Consider the following 19,714-nt stretch of genomic DNA (forward strand, 5'->3'; position numbering starts at 1 on the left):
TGGCCAATCGCGAGGGAGCAGGGGAGCTAGGGCGCCAAGCGAGACGCAACAAGCCCGAATCAAACCGGATATCCCCAGGGGCAAATAGCGGTTTGTCTCAATCAATGGGGTAGGCGGTTCAGAGTTTAGTATCAAACCCGAAATAAAAAAGGATTCCTGATGTGGAGTGATGGCCAGACCAGGAATCCCTTGTCCTCTCTCTAACCTGGTCAGTCAAATCTAGTCGGGCTTTTTCTCCGGCATCATGCACTTGTCAGAATCGCAGCCAGCAGGCCCAGCCTCAATGAGTTCGCCTGCGTCGTAGCGCGACAGAGCAGCGTGGAAGTTGTCGGTGCCGCGCCGGGCTTCTACCTGTTGTTTTTGAGCCTCAAAGGTGGCTTTGTCGATGGGTTCAAAGGGCAATCGGGGAAAGGTTTGCAAATCGTCAAACCTGGCCAGCAGGGCGGCAGAAATGTAGCCCTCATCGTTTTGGATGGTCTGGTAAATGCGCTCGGCCAGCGATTCCAGCTCCGGTTCGCGGAACTCGATAGTGGCGGAGGTGTTGTGGGTGGTGTAGTGCTTTTGCACCTGCATGTAGAAGTCGAACTGAGCCGCCGCCGAGAATTTCTCAATCGCGATTTCGTCGGCCCCCGGCAGGTTGGCCCAGGGCACCTCGACGGGAATTTCGACCAGCCACTCGGTGCAGCGCGGGTCAAAGGGATCGTTGAGTAGGTTGCCGTTGTCGTCTTTGTCAGACTGGGATGGGACGATGGTGTAGCCGTAGTCGATGCAGGCCATCGCTACCGGGTCATTTTTGCGGAAGGTGATGCGGCGAATAAAGCGCTGGGCCTTGGGGGGATGCCAGCCGGGACTAGCGCCCGTGAGCAGGGATTTGGTGCCAGCGGGCTGCACGGTGGTGCAGCGGTTGGGAACCGCCAGGCCGTGGCGATCGCAGTACTCGCCCACCACGGCATGCACAATACCCTTCCAGCGGGTCAGATACTCCCGCTCTCTTTCTTTAAATTCCACCCCCTGCATAGTGTCGGGGCGGCCGGCCTCCCACCAGCGCAGCCACTCGACGCCAAAGGCCATGACGAAAAAGTCGAACAGCCCGGTAAACGATACGCCGACGATGGGATCTTCCAGGCGCGACTTTTGGTAGCGGGGTTCCTGGAACTGGTGATTTAGAAGCACCGCGACGGATAGGGCGGCGGCGGTAAAGGCGTCTTCTTGATCCTGAAGGTTTTCGGGATCTAGCTGGTTCAGGTGCACTTCCGCCAGGTTGCAGTGAAAGTTTGAGCCCAGAATTTCGCCGCAGGGATTGAGGCCGTAGCGATCGTCGCCGCCCGCCCGCCGTTTCGCTTCCCCGGCCCACTGGATCGCGCCTTCGCCCGAGTAAAACTGCTTACGCACCGAGTCAATGCAGTCTTGCAGGCTGGGCTTGGTGTGGAAGACGCGGGTGTGGTTGGCCATGCGCAGCACGTCGCGCTCGGGGTCAATGCGCCAGTTGCCTTCGCTGTCCTGCTGCCAGAGGTTGTCTTTGGCGCTGGCGGCTAGGTCGTCATTGCTGTCGAACTGACGCATGCCCGCGCTGCGACGGATATTGCCCGCCACCACGCAGGCGGCGGCTTCGTCGATCAGTAGGCAGCACTCGACCGAGTTGAGCTGGCGGCCCAGGGCTTTGTTGAGAATGGTGGCGCAGCGATCGTAGAGCAGCGACAGGCGTACGGGGTTGGCCACGCCGCCAAAGCCCTTCAGCTTTTCGCCAGCGGGGCGCACGTCGCGCAGGTCAATGGTGACCTGGATATCGTCGGTGAAGCGATCGTCGGTGGACAGCTCCAGCAGGGTTTCGTAGGATTTTACCCAGCCCTGGCGGCTGTCGCCGACGCGAATGGTGACCTGGTTGCCCTCGGTGGTGACTTCGGTGGTTTCGTGCCGATCGCCAATAGGAGTTTCGCCAATGCCGCCCGCCATAGTGACTATTAGGCGGTTGCGAATGGCCGGGATTTGGCTGATGTACTTGGGTTCGAGAATTGCCCCTGTGCCGCAGCCCATCATGGCCAGATCCATCATCAGGCCGAAGGCGCGCCAGTCAACGACGTTGGTGCTGGTGCAGTTGTAGGCCCCAGAAAAGTTTTCGGGCTGCTTGCTCCAGGCGGTGCCGCCCACCCACAGCCAGCGGCCGGAGGGGAGGGCTTTGACCTGGCGCTGCATGCGGTTGAGCAGGGCGGTTTCCTCGGGGGTGAGATCGCCCAGTTCGACCAGGCCGGCCAGGGTGCGATCGCACACCTGATCCCAGGTTTCGCGCTGCCCCTCTACCACCTCGCCCCGGCGGCTGTAGGTGCGGTAAAACACGGGAAACGCCGCTGGAGCTGCCTCAGGGAATGGCCCCTGCTGCCGGGTACGGGGAAGTTCTTGAACCATGGGATCAGCCTTTTGCTAGAACAATTAATGTGCTAACGCTAAATAAGGAGACATTCAGATCGATTCCTTAAGATCTAACGCTATATCTAGGCAAGTATAGATGGTCAAAAACTGAATGCAAGGACTACGATTGTCTCATGAGTATAACTTATGTAAAAAAGGCTTTAGTTAAGACCTGCTAATAGCCACCTTGGTGATAGTTTTCTCTCTCTCAAGAAGGAAAAAGCAGATCTTAACTGTGTAAGAGGGGCAAGCCCTATCGTGGAGGATGAATTAGTTCTCCAAGTGCTTTGACAAAATAGGTCAGGGCAATAATTACCCCTATAGCCATTGTCGTACTTGCGATAGGAGGGGTTAAGGAAGGGTTGGCAGGAAAACCCATTGGAGGTGCAGGAGCTACCGATTCATCTGTGCGGTATGAGAATCCGTTTGGATTATTAACATTGGCTTTGGCTAAAAACTCTAGCTTTGCTGTTGCAATTTTTGGGGAGTGGTGTAAGTTATTCATGTTCACAAGGAATTGAGCGAGTAGGAAACGAGCTAGAGCACCCTTGTGCTTTCGGTTCACTCTTCATTGCAAGACTTGCACCTCTTGTAATGAGCTGACTTCCTCAGAAGGCGTTGAAGCTTAGGGCCTCAACGCCTTTTTGACTTTGAAAGTACTGATTCCCTAAGCACAGAGGCATCATAGCGGATCATTCTTAGATGTAGCGTCCAAAAATTGGATTTCAGGAAGATCTAGCGCTACATCTGGGAGAACTGCCCCTAGCTGGCCAAGTCGATGGTCTCCTAATCAACAGCACTAGGGGTTTTCTCAGATTTCTCAGGAAGCCTTTACGGATACCTCAGGAACCCATCAGCGCTCTCTTAACCGCAGCCGAGACTATGAACCTGAAGCTAATCAACCGATGCCTTTGGTGCATGGCTTCTGTTGTGTTGACAGTCTCAGGAGTTTGAACCATGCAACTTTCCTGCCTTGGCCAGCCCTATGCGGCTTCTGTTCCTACGGTGGAAGCCATCCCCAGCCTTGACACCTTTGTCTTTTTAGGGGTGTCTTACCCCGGCAAGCAGTTGAGCACCACTACTCAGCCGCGCTCTGCCGAGGCTCTGACCTACCGTGGCCACCGCTACAGCCGCTAGCCCCACGACGAAATCGGCCTCTGGTCTAGATCCGATTCCAGAGGGCTCGCTCTTTAAATGAGCTAGACGGATGAGTTGGTTGAACAAGACCAAAGAAAAAGGCCGAGGTGTCTGTCCTCAGGCTTTTTCTTTGGAGCTATGGGGCAGTCAAATCTATCTGACGGGCATGGCTACAGACTCGGTGACAAGCGCCGCCTGTTCTGCCTGGCGCTTGGCGTCTAAATAGGCCGCGAGCTGCTCCTTAATGTTCTGCCGCACGATTTGGCGGAAGTCGATGAAGTGCTCGGCCTGGGCACATACAGAGATGTAGTTGGCCGTTACGGCTGGATAGCGCCACAGCATGATGGCCAAATTGATCCAAAATTGAAGGCGGGTTTTGCGCAGAACGCCCTGTCGCCACACCACGATGAGAAAGGCGCGAACGGTGACCCAGTTGATATCTGGTGTCCCCGCCGAGGTGGTGTGGTTTTTGTAGTTGCGCTTCTGGGCCTCGCCCAGCATGAGAAAGTGGCGGAAGGTGCGATTGAGAACCGTTAGGGGGTCGTAGAGATCCCAAAAGACCTGGATGTATTCTTCGGTGATCGCTTCGATGGGCCGGGTGGGCACAAAATTCATCAGGGTCGTTTGGTTGATGTCGGCGCTCTTGCCCAGCAGGCGGCCTTCTTTTTCCAGGCGGTGCCACAGGGCGGTGTCGGGCAGGGCCTGCAGCATGCTCACCAGGGCGGTGGGAATGGCGGTCTGCTCCACAAACTGATAAATCCGCTGGCCAGCTCCGGCTTTTTCGCCGTCAAAGCCGACAATGAGTCCCGCCATTACGCGCAGCCCCGCTTCAGCAATGGAAATTACCGACTCTGAGAGGGGGTCGCGCATGTTTTGAAACTTTTTGGTCAGACTCAGGCTGTCGTCATCGGGGGTTTCAATCCCTAAGAAAACGGTGCCAAAGTTGCAGTCGACCATCATCTGCATCAGCTCTGGATCTTGAGCCAGATCGACCGAGGCTTCGGTGGCAAAGGAGAAGGGATAGCCGTGCTCCTCCATCCAGGGCTTCATCGCCTTGAGCAGCAGCTTGACGTTGCGCTTGTTGCCAATAAAGTTGTCGTCCACCATGAAGATGCTGCGCCGCCAGCCCAGGTCGTAGAGGTACTGAAGCTCGGCCAGCAGCTGCTCGGGCGCTTTGGTGCGGGGCTTGCGTCCGTAGAGCACAATGATGTCGCAAAACTCGCACTGAAAGGGGCAGCCCCGGGAGAACTGCACCGACATTTCGGCGTAGGCGTCCATCTCCAGCAGGTCGTAGCGGGGGACGGGGGTGCTGGTGACGTCGGGCTTTTCGCCGCCGGAGCGAAAGGTGCCGCGCTGGTCGCCCCGCTCTACCGCTTCGACAAACATGGGCAGGGTAATTTCCCCTTCATCCAGCACCAAAAAGTCGGCTCCAGCGGCCTCGGATTCGTGGGGCATGGAGGTGGGGTAGGGGCCGCCCACCGCCACCAGTTTGCCGTAGCGCTTGGCGGTTTGTACGGCGTCTAAAAAGTCTGGGCGGTGGACAATCATGGCTGACACAATCACAATGTCGGCCCAGCGCCACTCGTCGTCGCGGACCTCCCGCACGTTGCGATCGACCAGTTTGTAATGCCAGGTTTGGGGTAATATCGCCGCTACGGTCACTAGTCCTAGGGGGGGGAGCTGAGCCTTCAAACCAACCAGCTCCAGAGTTTTATCAAAAGACCAAAAGCTTTTCGGAAAACGTGGATAGACTAGAAGAATTTTCATAAAGACCGTATGGGTATCCTCGCCATGCTACGGGAGTTAACTGAAATAATCAAACGCAAAACTTAAGAATTTGATACCTACGGTAAGAGGCCTATAAAAAAATCGCTGATTGAATCCTTAAAGCATTAAGTCTGCTGATTTAGAATTGGGCCACAGAAAGGGATGGTGAGGCTGAGAGGGTGTTTGAAAAGTCGGTCCGTGGGTAAAAAAGCTCACTCCGTGTAAGTTGCAGATAGAAGTCAGCAATGCCGGAGTGAGACGATGAGTAAAGACTACCCCAGCAATTTAACCCGTGCCCAATACGAGCTGCTGAGTGACTTGCTGCCTGAGGCCAAACCAGGCGGACGACCCCGCAGCGTGGATCTGTGGGAGCTGCTCAATGCCATGATGTATCTCCTGGTAGAAGGGTGCCGTTGGCGGGCCTTGCCGGGAGACTTTCCGCCATGGCAGACGGTGTACACCTACTTCCGGAACTGGCGCAAGGACGGCACCTGGATCATCATTCATGACCACTTGCGCGAGTGGACTCGGATTGAGCAAGACCGACACCCTCAACCGTCAGAAGCCGTCATCGATAGTCAGAGCGTGAAAAGCGCGGCCATGGTGCATGAGGCCGTTGGCTATGATGCGGGCAAAAAGATTAAAGGACGTAAACGGTTTCTGGGCGTCGATACCTTCGGCTTGGTGCTGCGGGTGCTGGTCACCGCCGCCAGTGTGCCGGAGCGTGAGGGGGGTAAGCAACTCCTCAAGCGCGTCAAAGCGATGGGGCCTGCCATCTCGAGACTGACCATTATTTGGGCGGATGGGGGCTTTGATGGCCCTGCTTTCATGATGTGGGTGATGGATACCTGTCGTTGGATTCTCCAAGTCGTGCTGCGACCTCAACAAACTAAAGGGTTCGTGCTGCTCAAGAAACGCTGGGTGGTGGAGCGTACCCTCGGTTGGCTGATGGGGTGCCGACGTTTGGTGCGAGATTATGAACTGCTACCCGAAACCTCAGAGACCCTCATCTACCTGGCCATGATCCGTATTATGGTCAGGCGGTTGGCATAATTTTTGACCCCTCAGATCTTTTAAAACGTCCTCTGAGAGATCGGAGGTTTTGCTCCCTGGGGATCAGACGGAAACCGCGCTGGATAGTTCGATCGCCTACCGCGCGATCGCCCCGGTGGGCCGCTTTAATGCCTTCCGTGAGTAGCGATCGCAGTTGTCGCAGTGCCCGCAATTCCCCAATCGCTGGGCCTCAGTGCGAAAGCCAAAGGCCACCAGCAGGCTCTGCCAGCGGCACTGACGGCTGTGCAGAAACTGATGCATCTGCTGGCTGGCTGATGCCTGTAACCCTGAAGGGGGCTGGGGACTTGCCGTCAGCTGATACTGGAATGGGCTGACCCACTCGAGCTGTCCGGCGCTGTGCAGCCACGAGAGGGAAATGGCTCCGTGCTCAAACTGCTGGGCAATGTCGCGCACGTCTCCGCTGGGGGGAATTTGGCCGATCAGCCGCTGGGCCTTCTGCTGTAAGATCTGAGTCTGGGACTCAAAAAAATTGGTTCGCTGGCGATCGCCCGGTTCCAGCCAGCCCGTGGGCTCGCTGACCAGGGTGAGCGCCTCGGCAGCGTTGCCGTCGCGCCCGGCCCGCCCGACCTCCTGCACGTATTCGGTGATCGTGCAGGGGGCCTGATAGTGGACAACCCAGCGCGTTGAGGATTTGTTTACGCCCATGCCAAAGGCCGATGTCGCCACGACAAACTGGAGTTTGTCGGCCATCCAGTCGGCTTCGGTCTGGCGGCGATCGCGGCTGCTCAACCCAGCATGGTAGGGGGCCACGCGATAGCGATCGCCCAGCTTTTGGGCCAGCGCTTCGCTGTCTTTGCGAGTGCGCACGTAGACCAACCCGGCTTGCTCAGGGTGCTGGCTGAGGTATTGCTGCAAGGCGCTTTTACGCTGCCCTTCGCTTACTACGGCCTTGACCCGCAGCGTGAGGTTCGACCGATGGGGATTGAGCCGCACAACTTGAGGAGACTGAAGCTGTAGGACCTGCCGCAAAATGGTTTGGGCCGCAGGATCGGCGGTGGCGGTGAAGGCGGCGATCGGGAGCGTGCTGCCCGGCGGGCGAATGGCGAGGAGCGCCTGTCGTACCGCGCCAAGGCGTCGGTAGGCCGGACGAAACGTCTCCCCCCACTGCACCAGGCAGTGGGCTTCATCCAGGATCAGCCCGTTGAGGCGCAGGTTGGGCTGGCACAGCCGTTCCCACACGGGCGAGCTGAGCAGGGTTTCCGGCGATACATAGAGTAGTCGTAGCTCCTGCCGTTCGAGGGCCTGGAGGGTTTTACGGCGCTGGGGCGGCGGCAGCTGGCTGTGGAGAGTGGCGGCGGGCAGAGCTTTTTCGCGCAGCTCCTGGACCTGGTTTTCCATGAGCGCTACCAGGGGCGAGACCACCAGCGTCAGGCCCGACTGCAATAGCGCTGGCAGCTGAAAGCAAATCGATTTGCCCCCGCCCGTGGGTAACACCACCAGAACATCCCGATGCTCCAGCAATGCCCTGACGATCGCATCCTGGGGAGGGCGAAAGTCGCTGTAGCCCCAAATTTGCTGGAAGGTCCGGCGCACCTCGCCCCAGGCTACAGACTGTTCTGCCATGACGTCATCCCGACTCGTGCCTCCAGGGTGCCCAGGCAGCGAACCGAAATCGAGCTGGGCCGGGGGGCTAAAAACCGAGGGGATCGCTGCTGCCAGCGATCCCCTCGGGACAAACCGTTTAACGCCCGCTGAGGCAGAGCCTCAGCAAACAGCTATTTCCTTCACGCTCTATTCAAAGATGAAGGGAAAGTTGTAGCCCACGCCCACGGAGATGCCCAGCGCGAAACCGTCGGTAACGCGGAAGTTGGCAGCACCATTGAGGGTGAAGTCGCGGGAGATGGGCACGTCAGCCCCAGCGTCGATCAGCAAACCGACGTTACCGCTGGTGGGAATATCAACCCCGGCACCCACATAGGGCTGAGCGCGGAACCCCTGGAAGCTAAGGGTATTGAAGTTGTAGGTAAGGGGAACGGTGAAGCTAGAGCGATCGTTGGTGATCGTAACCCCAGGCCGCAGGGAGAAGCGAGGCCCGAGGGAAATTTTGCTGATCACATTGAAGCCGAAGCTCGATATGCCGCTTTGACCGCGATTGCCGATGCCGATGTTGCCACCCACGCCCAGGTAAGCCGGCGTAATTTCGTAGGCTGAACGGGTGCTTTGGGCCAGTTCGAGGGAGTCGGTGGCCTCAGGGGAGGTCTCCACAGTTGCGGCAAGCAGTGCAGAATTGATGTCGGCGTTGTTAAACATGTCGCTGCTAGCCACGGGAGCCGCCTCCGGCAGCGCCAGGAGGTTTGCTGCGCCAGCGGACATTTCTGTGGTTTCGATCGCCGCTTCGGTGCCGACAGCCTGCGATGAAACGGGGTTTGAAACTGGGGACTCGACTGCTGCTGCGGGAGCAACCTCGACCTCCGCCAGGGGGGCTTGGGACAGGTCTAGTTCATCTAGATTTTGGGCCAGGGCAGGGCTTGCCGCTCCAGCAGCGGCTAGCAGACCCAGCGCCAGGGAAACTCGCTTGAGATACGCCATGATTTCGTTCACTCCTCAGATTTTTAATAGATAGGTTTCATCGGCCTAACGGCAGCGATGAATTACGCAAAACCAGTCACACTCGAAATCGTACTGCCATAGTCGGGATTGAGAAAGTTAAAATTGAGCCGTTCCCAGAGCTATAGCTTCACACACCACGCTTGTCTCCGAAATTGGCTGAATTGTACCATCTTCAACCTGGGGACGAGACTGTAGTGACAACATTTTGCACTCATCAGGCATAGATGCGACTCTACTCTAGGGCAGATCAACGGGAGCACAGCACCAGTTGGCAAGGCGGGGAGATTTAGCCTGGTGCTCCCATGGCGAGGGTGGCCTGGGCGATTAGGTCCGCCAGCCGAGGCAGAATGTGGCGGTTCTGGCTGTGCTCGCGGCCCTCGGTAAAGGCTACCAGCAGGCCAGGAGTGCCGCTGGCCAGCTCAAAATAGACCGCGTCGTGGCGGACCTGGCTGGTGTAGCCAGCCTTGGAGTACAGCGCCGTGCCAGGGGGCAAGCCTGCCCCCAGAAAGCCTGTCACCTGGTCTTCTTCGCCAGGGTGGGGCGGATGGGAGGGCACAGTGCGCCGCATCAGGGTCAGCATGGTCTGCGATCGCGCCGCTGACACCGCCACTCCCCCCGCAATGCTGTGGATGAGGCGAGCGACGGCATTGGTGGTGAGCCGGTTGCGGTTTTCGTAGTGCTCGCCCACAAAGGCCCGCTCCCGTCCGTAGGGGCCGTCGCCCCAGGGCTTTTGGTTCATGTTTACCCCGATCAGCTCGGGCCACTGGAGCGACTGAAAAAAACGGTTGACAATGTTGCGCTGATGGCACCAGGTTTCAAAAGGCCCAGGGGGTAGCTCGGGGCCGCTGGTGGTGCCGCTGAGCATGTCAACGACCAGGGCCGTGGCGTCGTTGCCGGAATCGACAATCATGTCCTTCAGCGCCCGATCCAGCTCTGGGGAGGGGGGAATCATGCCCTGCTCCAACCACTCGTGGGCGGCCACCAGGTAAAACAGCTTCACCACGCTGGCCGGGTAGATCAGCTCGACCCCCCGGTAGCTGGCCCCGCGGGGACGGTGCTGCCAAAAGTCGGTGGCGCTCAGGGCACCGCCGGTATTGGTAATGTAGGGTGGCTCATAGGTGATCCAGGTGACAGCGAGCTGAGTGGGCGTGAGGGCAAACTCGGTTCTCACCTGCTCTAGCAGCTGCTCCAGGGTCAGTTGCAGGGTGGGATCGGGGGCAAAAAAGGTTGTCATGGCCAGCGCCTGTGTTCTAGGTAACCACGTGTTTCTCAAACCATCCTTCACCATAGCTGTAGATAGTTCTCTGTCCTAGGTCTGGAGTAGCCCTGTGCAAATACAGCGCCGCGAGGTGGGTTTGACCATAGACGATAGCCTGATGCGCCTCGCCATAGCGGAGCCTGCTGCCCCCGGTCCCTACCCTGGCATTCTGTTTTATTCCGACATCTATCAGCTGGGCGGGCCAATCCTGCGCCTGGCCGATCGCCTGGCGGGCTACGGCTATGTGGTGGCGGCCCCAGAGATTTTTCATCGCCTAGAGCCCATCGGCACGGCGATCGCGCCCAGCGATCTGGGTCGTCTGCGGGGCAACGATGCCGCCCGCCGCACCGCGATCGCCCAATACGACGCCGACGCCACCGCCGCGATCGCCTGGCTTCAGAACGACAACGCCGTGGCCCCTAGCCAGATCGGTACGCTGGGCTTTTGCATCGGTGGCCATCTGGCCTGTCGAGCCGCCCTCAATCCGGCGGTAAAGGCGGCTGTGTGCTGCTATCCCACCGGCATCCACAGCGGCCAGCTGGGGCGCGATGGCGCCGATACCCTGGAGCGACTGGGGGACATAGCGGCATCCCTGCTGCTAGTTTTTGGGGATCGCGATCCCCACGTGCCCGCCGCAGGGCGCGAGGCTATTCTCACCGCCCTGACGGCGGCAAACGTGGCCCACAAAACGCTGATCTACCCGGCCAACCACACCTTCATGCGCGACGACGGCTACCGCTACGATCCTGCCGCCACCGACGCCGCCTGGGCGGAAATGATCGCCTTTCTGGCTAGGTGTTTCGGTGGCAGCGCGCCGCATTCCTAAACAGGCTGGGTATGCTAGGTCATGGCCGGGGCAGGGCGTTCTGTGCAAATCACAACTTTAACTGCCCTAGACCTGGGGTATACGGTTAGAGTGGTAGGTGTTTAGCGGGTCCACCACTGCCTTCGCCACGTCCTGGCGCAGGAGAAACAGCCTCGATTTGCAGTCCCCTGGGGCGGCTTTTTGGATACCTCCTTCGCCCCACCGCTACCGGGCGAAGGTGTCCCTATTTTTCAACTTATCCAGGCGGCCGACTGCGCCACTGCTTTCGTTCCCATCTGCCACGCTTGAGTAGGGTTCCTATGGCAACTCAGATCGATGGCCCCCTGGGGCCGGTCTTCAACCAACGCAGCATGATTACCGCCCTGTCTCTGGCCAACCAGAACAGCTCTCTGACCAACCGGGTGCGGGATCTACCCACCCCTCAATTCATCAGCCTGCTCGACCAAATTACCGCAGAATTTGAGCATTTTTTGCGGGCCATCGACATGATCAACAACGAGTCGTTGGAGATCATGCTGGAGCAAATTTTAGAAGCCTTCACCCTCAAGATTGGCCAAATTCTCCAGGCCGAACGCACCACCATTTTTATGGTGGATCAAGAAAAACAGGAGCTGTGGTCGAAAATTGCCCAGGGCGACGGGGAGCGATCGCTCGAAATTCGCGTCCCTATGGGCAAAGGTATTTCGGGCTTTGTGGCCACCCACGTGCTGCCGCTCAACATCCCCGACGCCTACGCTGACGATCGCTTCGATCCCACCCACGATCAAAAGACCGGCTACCGCACCCGCAGCATTCTCTGCATGCCGGTACTGAGCAAAAAAAACCGACAATATCGTGGCCGTGGTGCAGCTGCTCAACAAGCTCAACAGCACTCCCTTTGACGAGCAGGACGAGCGCCACTTCAAAGAGTTTGCCGAGTCGCTGGGGGTAATTCTAGAAAGCTGCAACTCGTTTTATATCGCCGCCCGCAACCAAAAAGGCGTCGCCGCCCTGCTCAAGGCCATTTCGTCCCTAGAGCAGAGCCTGGACCTGGAGAAAACCCTGCAATCGGTGATGGAGGAAGCCCGCCAGCTGATGCAGGCCGATCGCAGCACCCTGTGGCTGATCGACGAAGAGAGCGGCGACCTGTGGTCCAAGGTGAAGTCGGGCGACGGCAAGTCCCTGGTGGAGCTGCACAACCCTATCAGCAGCGGCATTGTGGGCCACGTGGCCACCACCGGCGAAATCCTCAACATCCCCGATGCCTACCAAGACCCTCGCTTCAACCCCGACGCCGACAAGCGCACCGGCTACACCACCCGCACCATTCTCTGCATGCCGGTATATAACTCTGGGGGCAAGCTGATCGCCGTCACCCAGCTGATCAACAAGGCCCAGGGCACCTTCACCACCTCCGACGAGGCCTTTATGAAGGCCTTCAACATCCAGGCCGGGGTCGCGCTGGAAAATGCCAAGCTGTTTGAGAGCGTCCTGGTCGAAAAACAGTATCAGAAAGACATTCTGCAAAGCCTCTCCGACGCGGTGATCTCCACCGATATGGAAGGCCGCATTGTCACCATCAACGACGCCGCTCTGGACCTGATTGGCTGCCCGGAAGATACCGATCACAGCCGCACCATTCGCGATCGCTGGCAAACGGCCCTGCTCAGCCGCCCCGTGTGGGACGCCATCCCCATCGAAAGCCTGCGCTTTCGCCTAGAGGACAGCCTCAAAAACGGGGCCCGCCACTACGTGCCCGAGCAGAGCCTGCGGGTGGCCGTGGCCCCCGGTCCCGGCACCGGGCTAGATCCCGTTTCTGAGCTGGCCCTAGCCGATCCGAACCATCCCGAAATCTATCGAGCCTGGGGCGATCCGTCCGCTCCGCCCCTGCCCGCCGATCTGGTACAGCGCATTGAGCGCAGCATCAACCTCACCGTCAACCCCCTGACCAACCCCGAAGGCGGGGTGCTCGGCGGCCTGCTGGTGCTCGAAGACATCAGCCAGGAAAAGCGGATGAAGAGCACTCTCTACCGCTACATGACCCCCGGCGTGGCCGAGCAGGTGATGGCCCTGGGCGACGATCTGCTCATGAAGGGCGAGCGCAAAGACGTCACGGTGCTGTTCTCCGACATTCGTGGCTACACCACCCTGACCGAAAATTTAGAAGCCGACAAAGTGGTGGAAATGCTCAACGCCTACTTTGAAACCATGGTGGAGTCGGTATTCCACTTCGAGGGCACCCTCGACAAATTCATTGGCGACGCGCTGATGGCGGTGTTTGGTGCCCCGCTACCCCTCAGTAACCACGCCTGGGCGGCGGTGCAGAGCGCTCTGGACATGCGGCGGCGGCTGGCAAAGTTTAACGCCGAGCGGGGGGTTTTGGGTCAGCCCGAGATTCGCTTTGGCATCGGCATTAGTTCCGGCGAGGTTGTTTCGGGCAACATTGGCTCCCAGCGCAAAATGGAGTACACCGTCATCGGCGATGGGGTCAACCTCAGCTCTCGCCTGGAAGGGGTAACCAAAGAGTATGGCTGTGACATTGTTATCAGCGAATACACCTATGCCCTCTGCGCCGACAAAATCTGGGTGCGCGAGCTAGACCGCACCCAGGTAAAGGGCAAACATCAAGCCGTCGGCCTCTACGAACTCATTGACAAGCGCGACACGCCCCTCAGTGCCGACACCGAAGCCTTTCTCGCGCTCTACGCCAAAGCCCGCAGCGCCTACACGGCCATGCGCTTTGACGAAGCCCTGAACCTGTTTGGCCAGGCCCAACAGATGCGCCCCGACGACAAGGCCGTAGCGGTTCATCTCAGCCGAGCTCAGCAGTATCGGGTGCAGCCGCCGCCGGAGAATTGGAATGGTGTCTATGTGATGACCACCAAGTGACCCCTCGCCCAGCGATGACGGCGAAATAAGGCATGGCTGCCGAGGGCTCAACCAGCGGGGTGCCAACCGGCGATCCGCTTTTCTGACGGAGAACCACCAGCGGTATTAACCTGCGCGGCACCGCTTCGATTGACGCTGCCAGGAACAGCTGCACTCCCCTGTGTCCGTCTACCTATCGCAGACGGAGTAAACCCGCTAGGATGGAAGTTGTGTTCAAATTGGACACTTTGAGGTTGTTCCGCCGCCGTTGAGCCAACGCACCGCCCATGTCTCTTTTTGACTGGTTTGCCAATCGCCGTAAGTCAGGCCCCATTAGCGAAGACCGCCAGGAGCGGGAAATTGCCGACGGCCTATGGACCAAGTGCGAGCACTGCGACATTCTGACCTACACCAAGGATCTGCGCACCAATCAGTGGGTTTGTAGCGACTGCGGTCACCACCACCGTATTTTTAGCGATGAGCGTATTCGCCAGCTCATTGACGCCAACACCTGGCAGGCCATAGATACCCATATTCAGCCCCAGGATCCGCTCAAATTTAAAGATCGCAAGGGCTATGGCGATCGCCTGCGCGATACCCAAGCCAAAACCAAGCTGACCGATGCTGTCCAGACTGGCCTGGGGGAACTCGACGGCTTGCCCGTTGCCCTAGGGGTGATGGACTTTCGATTTATGGGCGGCAGCATGGGTTCAGTAGTGGGCGAAAAACTCACCCGCCTGATCGAGCGCGGCACTGCCACTGGTCGCCCCGTCATCATTGTCTGCGCCTCGGGGGGAGCCCGCATGCAGGAGGGCATGCTCAGCCTGATGCAAATGGCCAAAATCTCCGGCGCTTTGCAGCAGCACCAGGCGACCAAGCTCATCTACATGCCGGTGCTCACCCACCCCACCACTGGCGGCGTTACCGCCAGCTTTGCCATGCTGGGCGATATTATTTTGGCCGAGCCCAAGGCCACTATTGGCTTTGCCGGTCGCCGAGTGGTCGAGCAGACCCTGCGCGAAAAACTCCCCGACGACTTTCAAACCGCTGAATACCTGCGGGACCACGGCTTTGTCGATCTAATTGTGTCGCGCACCCAGCTTAAGCAAACCCTGGCCCAGCTAATTCGCCTGCATCAGCCTGTCGCTGTCGCCGCTGCGTTGGACGGGCACGCTGCCTGGAGCAATGGCCTGGGAACGGCAGAGCCAACTCACATTGGCGTCGATTTATAGAGGCGAAACATTGGGAATGGCCCCCTTCGGTGGCATGATAGACATTACGAGAAGGATTTGATGGGGAAAGCTCCATTGAATTAGGTCTAATCCAAGCCCAGACCTGGAGGGTTTGCCTAACGGGCAATCACCAATCCCGATCTGGCCTTGGCAGAGCTGTGTTGATTTCATACCCAAGCCCTATACATTCGAGGAGAACCATGTTGAAGAGATGCATTTGGCTAGTTGCGGTCGCACTCTTCTTTGTCAGCCACCTGGTCATGGGAGACGCTGTCGCGGCTGAGCTAGATGAGGCTACCCGAACGGTTCCGCTTAACGCCCAAGGCGATAACTATGTGCTGTCGCTGGAGCAGATTACCCGTGGCCGTCGTCAGTTTAACTACGCCTGTGGCACCTGCCATGTGGGAGGAATTACCAAAACCAACCCTACCGTTGGTCTCGACCCTGAGACCTTGGAGGGTGCCCTGCCTCCCCGCGATAACATTGAAGCCCTGGTAGCGTACCTGAAAGAACCGATGACCTACGATGGTCTGACCGATATTTCTCAGGTTCACCCCAGCAAAAAAAGCGCCGATATTTATCCCAAAATGCGTAGTTTGACCGAAGAAGATTTAATCGCGATTGCAGGTCATATCTTGCTTCAGCCCAAGGTCATTGGCGACATGTGGGGAGCCGGTAAGACCCGCTTCTCTGCTCCTCAGGTTTAGGGATGGTTGGGTGATTTGAGGGCCGACTTAGCCTTGGGAACTGTTGTCAACAGCGCCTATTTGGTTGCCCAAAGGCGGCAATTACCCAGGCCACAGGCCCAAAGTTGCCGCACAAAGCAGGTTAATATGCCATAAGAAGGCCGTTCAACGGTCCTCTTGTTTGATTGAACTGGAGATACGAGCTTTAGAGGTAGTTATGCAACGTGTATTTCGCGCCGCCCAGCGTTTGGGTCTGGTTATTTTGTCTGTTCTGCTAGTTGTGGGTACCCTGACCCTGGCTTCTGCCCCCGCTGCGGCCACCAACTACGATGTCAAAATGGGGTCTGATGCGGGCCTGCTGGTGTTTGAACCCAGCACTGTGACCGTTAAGCCCGGCGACACCGTGACCTGGATCAACAACAAAATGGCCCCCCACAATGTCGTGTTTGATGCTGCCAATGTGCCCGGCGACAAAGCCCTGGCCGACAGTATCTCCCATACCCAGCTGACCTTTGCCCCTGGCGAAAACTACTCCACCACGTTTACCGGCGATATGCCCGCTGGCACCTACACCTACTACTGTGCCCCCCACCGCGGAGCTGGTATGGTAGCCAAGGTCGTTTTGGAGAATTAGAGGCGCTTAGAGCCTTTGGCTTTGGGCATGGCTTTTTGAGCTGAAAGCAAAAAAAGAGCGTCTCTCGGGGCGCTCTTTTTTTGCGGTTAAGCTCTGCTGCTCCATCGGTGGCATGACAGCCGACGGGTAGGTGAGGACATTTCTCAGAACCAGCGTTCGAATGTTTGAACGTTCTCAACGTCTCTCAATGTCCTAACTAACCTGAGTTCGGGATCAGAAAAGACCTTGGCAAAGCAGGCCCACTGTCCCCTCCTTGGGAGGGGTAGGGGTGGGTTGTCTATGCCAGCATGGCAACTCACCCTATCTAGAAGCTTGTATTTTGCCGTAGGTTTAACCCACCCCGCCCTTCGGGCATCCCGCCAAGGAGGGGACAGCGTTATCCCGAACTGAGGTTAACTAACGTGACGAAGGCTATAAACGTCTATAACGAGGCGATGAGGCAGCGCAGTATCTGACCGTTCGTGATGGTGCGATCACCCGCTCCGATTGCGTCCGGCAGTATGGCAATCTCAAACGGGCCCTAGCGGCGCAGTATCCTGAAGACATCAACGGCTGCATGGATGGCAAAACTGAGGTTGTAAAGTCCATGGAGTATTGGGCGCTGCAATGGGGAGAATTGGTATGAACAACGCTAAAAATCACCTCTATCGGGTGGAAGTCCACTGGACTGGCAATACTGGACAGGGTACGGAAAGCTATCGCACCTACGATCGCGCCCACACGATTGGCGCAGCTGACAAACCGATCATTGAGGCCTCGGCTGACTCAGCTTTTCGAGGCGACAAGACCAAATACAACCCCGAAGAGCTTTTGGTGGCGTCTCTGTCGAGTTGCCACATGCTCTGGTACCTGCATCTGTGCGCTGAAGCCAAAGTGATTGTCACCCGCTATGTTGACTATCCCATTGGCACTATGGTGGAAATGGAGGATGGTAGCGGCCAGTTCTCTAAGGTATTGCTGCGGCCAATCGTGACCGTTACCCCCCAGAGCGATGCGGCGGTGGCGGCCCAGGTTCATGGTCAGGTGCACCAGAAATGCTTTATTGCCCGATCTGTTACCTTTCCGGTGCAGTGCGAGCCGACGATTCAGCTGGAGTCCTAGGCCACGGCGACTCCAGATCTCAAGCCCCTGGAATTATCGGCTTAACAGGTCGGCGATCGCCCCTTTGATGAATGCCTCATCCTCGGGGGTCTGGTAGGGGTTGCCCGCCCGGTGGCCCCAGATCGAGGGAATGGGGCGGTACTCGGCGTTGGGGATGAGCGCCGCCTCGGCCTCGCAATCCTCTGGCGTGAAGTACAGATCGGTGGTAGCGGGCATGACCAGGGTTTTGGCCGTAATTGAGCCCATCGCTTGGGTGTAGTCCCCCTGGTAGATGGGGTTGTTGCCCACGTCGCAGCGCAGCCAGGTATCGATCATAGCCAGCAGGTTGTGAGGATCGCGCTTGCGGTAGCCCGCCTCCCAGCCCCGCAGAATATAGTCTTCCAGCGAGTCGTAGCCCCAGGCCAGGTAGGGTTTGGCCCGGTAGTAGGCCTGGGAGGCGGCCCAGCTGGCGTAGATCTGGGCAAAGGTGTGAAAGCCGCGATCGGGCGTGCCCTCAAACCGTTCGCCGTTCCAGGCTGGGTCGCTGGTGAGGGCGGCCCGCAGGCTGTAGAGAAAGATTTTGTTGTGGTCGGTGGTTTTGGCCGTGCCGCAGAGGGCGGCCAGGCGCTGCACGCGATCGGGGTAGAGGGTTGCCCAGTGGTAGCCCTGCTGCGCCCCCATCGACCAGCCGTAGACCAGGGCCAGCCGGTCGATGCCCAGCTCCTGCGTCACCAGGGCGTGCTGGGCGCGTACATTGTCGTATTGGGTGAAATAAACGCCGGGCTGAGCCACGGCTGGGCAGTTGCTGGGCGAGGTCGAGAGGCCGTTGCCAAACATATTCACCATCACCACGCACCAGCGACTGGGGTCGAGGATGCCGTCGGGGCGCACCAGCCAGTCGACATCGGTGTGCTGCGCCCCGTAGGAGGTGGGGTAGAGAATAGCGTTGGTGCGCTCGCTGTTTAGCTCGCCGTAGACCTGGTACACCACCTCTGCCTCGGGCAGCACCAGCCCGCACTGCAGCGCAAAATCCTTCAGCCCAAACTGCTTCGGTGTGGCCATGCCTGCCTTTTAGTTAAAGTTGGCTACAATGCTGCGATTGACCTGTACATAGCCCGCGTCAACGCGCTGGAAATACGGCTTTAGCTGCCTGTGGGCCATCGGTAGCGCCTGAAAGGGAATCGACGGGTACAGATGATGCTCGGCGTGATAGGGCATATTCCACATCAGCCAGCGCAGGGGCCAGAGGGTGAGGGTGGTGCGCGTGTTGAGCAGCGGATTTTCATCGTGGGGGCAGCCGGTGTGCTCGGCCAGCAGCACAAACCGCAGCAGGGGTTGACCCACCGCCAGGGGCAGCACCCAGTAGGTCAGCAAAAACCAGGGGTGGCCCAGCAGGCTCGAAACAGCAATTACCGCCGCGTAGGTTAAAAGTTGCAGGCGCAGCGATCGCACCACCTCGGTGTGAGAACTTTCAGGTAGATAATACAAGCCCTCCAGCTGGCCAAGGGCGACCCTGCTGTGGCAGCGAACCTTGCCCATCCACCAGGGAATACCGCTCAGCTGCCAAAGGTAGTCGCCCCGGCTGGTGGGCTTAGGATCGTCGAGTTCGGGGTCTTTGCCTGGAATCTGGGTGTAGCGGTGGTGCCACTTGTGGTAGCGCCGATAGAAGGTGCTGTTGTAAAACGACAGCAGCCCGGCCAGCCAGGCGGCGCCATCGTTCAGGCGGGGATTGGCAAAGGCGGTGCGGTGACAGCACTCGTGCATGGCGCAAAACATCAGGGCCAGGCTGACCCCACAGAGAACCAGGGCCGGCAGGGCCAGCCCTAAAGGAGCCGTAGCCCACAGGTAGCCACTGGCAACGATTACCCCCAAATGGCCCAAAAACTGAGCGCCTCCCGCCCAGTTAGAGCGCTGGTTGAGGGTGGACAATGCCTCGGCTGATAAAATTTGGCGGGGTTGAGTAGGCAACGAACCCAGTTGGGCAGCAGGTGTAGTATTCGTAAGCATGGTTAACGTTCTAGTAGAAAATGCCTTGGCAACATCAGATAATTGAAAAAGGGGGAGCAGCCCGTCTGGGCAACGCCCTAGGCTCTCAAATCACCGATCCACTGACGACCTGCTGACCGATGTAGTCAGCAAACGACCTCGCTTCAACTTGTTATGACAAGTGAGTTTAGCACATTTACCTGGGGGTGTCCAAGCTGCGCTCGCAATGCC

General features: G+C 58.3%; 15 protein-coding genes and 2 pseudogenes. 9 read left to right on the forward strand and 8 right to left on the reverse strand.

The window, feature by feature from the left end; genetic code table 11:
* Positions 1-219: 219 nt before the first annotated feature.
* Positions 220-2,403, reverse strand: a complete 2,184-nt coding sequence (gene nrdJ / locus LEPTO7104_RS0119105; protein WP_017300192.1) for a ribonucleoside-triphosphate reductase, adenosylcobalamin-dependent — start codon at positions 2,401-2,403, stop codon at positions 220-222.
* 256 nt (positions 2,404-2,659) lie between these two features.
* The gene (locus tag LEPTO7104_RS40245; RefSeq protein ID WP_155523700.1) at positions 2,660-2,911 is read right to left on the reverse strand and encodes a hypothetical protein; all 252 of its coding nucleotides are present in this window, start codon (positions 2,909-2,911) and stop codon (positions 2,660-2,662) included.
* Between the two features lie 452 nt (positions 2,912-3,363).
* On the opposite strand from LEPTO7104_RS40245, the gene LEPTO7104_RS0119110 reads away from it, so the two are divergent.
* Complete coding sequence (locus LEPTO7104_RS0119110) at positions 3,364-3,543, forward strand: hypothetical protein (protein ID WP_017300193.1); 180 nt, start codon at positions 3,364-3,366, stop codon at positions 3,541-3,543.
* Between the two features lie 153 nt (positions 3,544-3,696).
* Here the strand turns inward: LEPTO7104_RS0119110 and LEPTO7104_RS0119115 are convergent, their stop codons facing one another.
* Positions 3,697-5,310 (reverse strand): B12-binding domain-containing radical SAM protein, encoded by a 1,614-nt coding sequence (locus LEPTO7104_RS0119115; protein ID WP_017300194.1) that lies wholly within the window; start codon positions 5,308-5,310, stop codon positions 3,697-3,699.
* Between the two features lie 261 nt (positions 5,311-5,571).
* On the opposite strand from LEPTO7104_RS0119115, the gene LEPTO7104_RS0119120 reads away from it, so the two are divergent.
* Positions 5,572-6,363 carry an IS5 family transposase gene (locus tag LEPTO7104_RS0119120; protein WP_017296610.1) on the forward strand — a complete coding sequence of 264 codons (792 nt, stop codon included), beginning with the start codon at positions 5,572-5,574 and terminating at the stop codon, positions 6,361-6,363.
* Between the two features lie 96 nt (positions 6,364-6,459).
* On the opposite strand, the gene LEPTO7104_RS0119125 is transcribed toward LEPTO7104_RS0119120, so the two are convergent.
* The 3 genes from LEPTO7104_RS0119125 to LEPTO7104_RS0119135 form a co-directional block, all read right to left on the reverse strand.
* Entirely contained in the window at positions 6,460-7,947 is a 1,488-nt protein-coding gene (locus LEPTO7104_RS0119125; RefSeq protein ID WP_017300195.1) for a RecQ family ATP-dependent DNA helicase, read from the reverse strand.
* Between the two features lie 168 nt (positions 7,948-8,115).
* Positions 8,116-8,913 (reverse strand): hypothetical protein, encoded by a 798-nt coding sequence (locus LEPTO7104_RS37170; protein ID WP_155523701.1) that lies wholly within the window; start codon positions 8,911-8,913, stop codon positions 8,116-8,118.
* 307 nt (positions 8,914-9,220) lie between these two features.
* A complete protein-coding gene (locus LEPTO7104_RS0119135) occupies positions 9,221-10,168 on the reverse strand; it encodes a serine hydrolase (protein ID WP_017300197.1) in 948 nt (315 codons plus the stop codon).
* 94 nt (positions 10,169-10,262) lie between these two features.
* On the opposite strand from LEPTO7104_RS0119135, the gene LEPTO7104_RS0119140 reads away from it, so the two are divergent.
* The 7 genes and pseudogenes from LEPTO7104_RS0119140 to LEPTO7104_RS0119165 all read left to right on the forward strand — a co-directional run bounded on the left by LEPTO7104_RS0119140 (position 10,263) and on the right by LEPTO7104_RS0119165 (position 17,518).
* Positions 10,263-11,018 (forward strand): dienelactone hydrolase family protein, encoded by a 756-nt coding sequence (locus tag LEPTO7104_RS0119140; protein ID WP_017300198.1) that lies wholly within the window; start codon positions 10,263-10,265, stop codon positions 11,016-11,018.
* Between the two features lie 350 nt (positions 11,019-11,368).
* Positions 11,369-13,886, forward strand: a pseudogene (locus tag LEPTO7104_RS34560) (GAF domain-containing protein).
* A gap of 266 nt (positions 13,887-14,152) precedes the next feature.
* A complete protein-coding gene (accD, locus tag LEPTO7104_RS0119150; protein ID WP_017300199.1) occupies positions 14,153-15,097 on the forward strand; it encodes an acetyl-CoA carboxylase, carboxyltransferase subunit beta in 945 nt (314 codons plus the stop codon).
* Between the two features lie 200 nt (positions 15,098-15,297).
* Positions 15,298-15,804 (forward strand): photosystem II cytochrome c-550, encoded by a 507-nt coding sequence (gene psbV, locus LEPTO7104_RS0119155; protein ID WP_026072857.1) that lies wholly within the window; start codon positions 15,298-15,300, stop codon positions 15,802-15,804.
* Positions 15,805-16,000: 196 nt separating this feature from the next.
* The gene (petE, locus tag LEPTO7104_RS0119160) at positions 16,001-16,417 is read left to right on the forward strand and encodes a plastocyanin (RefSeq protein ID WP_017300201.1); all 417 of its coding nucleotides are present in this window, start codon (positions 16,001-16,003) and stop codon (positions 16,415-16,417) included.
* Positions 16,418-16,865: 448 nt separating this feature from the next.
* Positions 16,866-17,042: pseudogene (locus LEPTO7104_RS43690) on the forward strand (GrpB family protein); the annotation flags it as partial.
* Positions 17,039-17,518, forward strand: a complete 480-nt coding sequence (locus LEPTO7104_RS0119165) for an OsmC family protein (RefSeq protein ID WP_017300202.1) — start codon at positions 17,039-17,041, stop codon at positions 17,516-17,518. The pseudogene LEPTO7104_RS43690 and the gene LEPTO7104_RS0119165, both read left to right, overlap by 4 nt.
* A gap of 33 nt (positions 17,519-17,551) precedes the next feature.
* Here LEPTO7104_RS0119165 and LEPTO7104_RS0119170 read toward each other — a convergent pair whose 3' ends face one another.
* Both LEPTO7104_RS0119170 and LEPTO7104_RS0119175 read right to left on the reverse strand, forming a co-directional pair.
* Positions 17,552-18,559 carry an alpha/beta fold hydrolase gene (locus LEPTO7104_RS0119170; RefSeq protein ID WP_017300203.1) on the reverse strand — a complete coding sequence of 336 codons (1,008 nt, stop codon included), beginning with the start codon at positions 18,557-18,559 and terminating at the stop codon, positions 17,552-17,554.
* Between the two features lie 9 nt (positions 18,560-18,568).
* Positions 18,569-19,504: a fatty acid desaturase gene (locus tag LEPTO7104_RS0119175; protein ID WP_040695542.1), complete on the reverse strand. Its 936-nt coding sequence runs from the start codon at positions 19,502-19,504 to the stop codon at positions 18,569-18,571.
* Between the last annotated feature and the right edge of the window lie 210 nt (positions 19,505-19,714).

Source organism: Nodosilinea nodulosa PCC 7104 (assembly GCF_000309385.1).
Taxonomy (GTDB): domain Bacteria; phylum Cyanobacteriota; class Cyanobacteriia; order Phormidesmidales; family Phormidesmidaceae; genus Nodosilinea; species Nodosilinea nodulosa.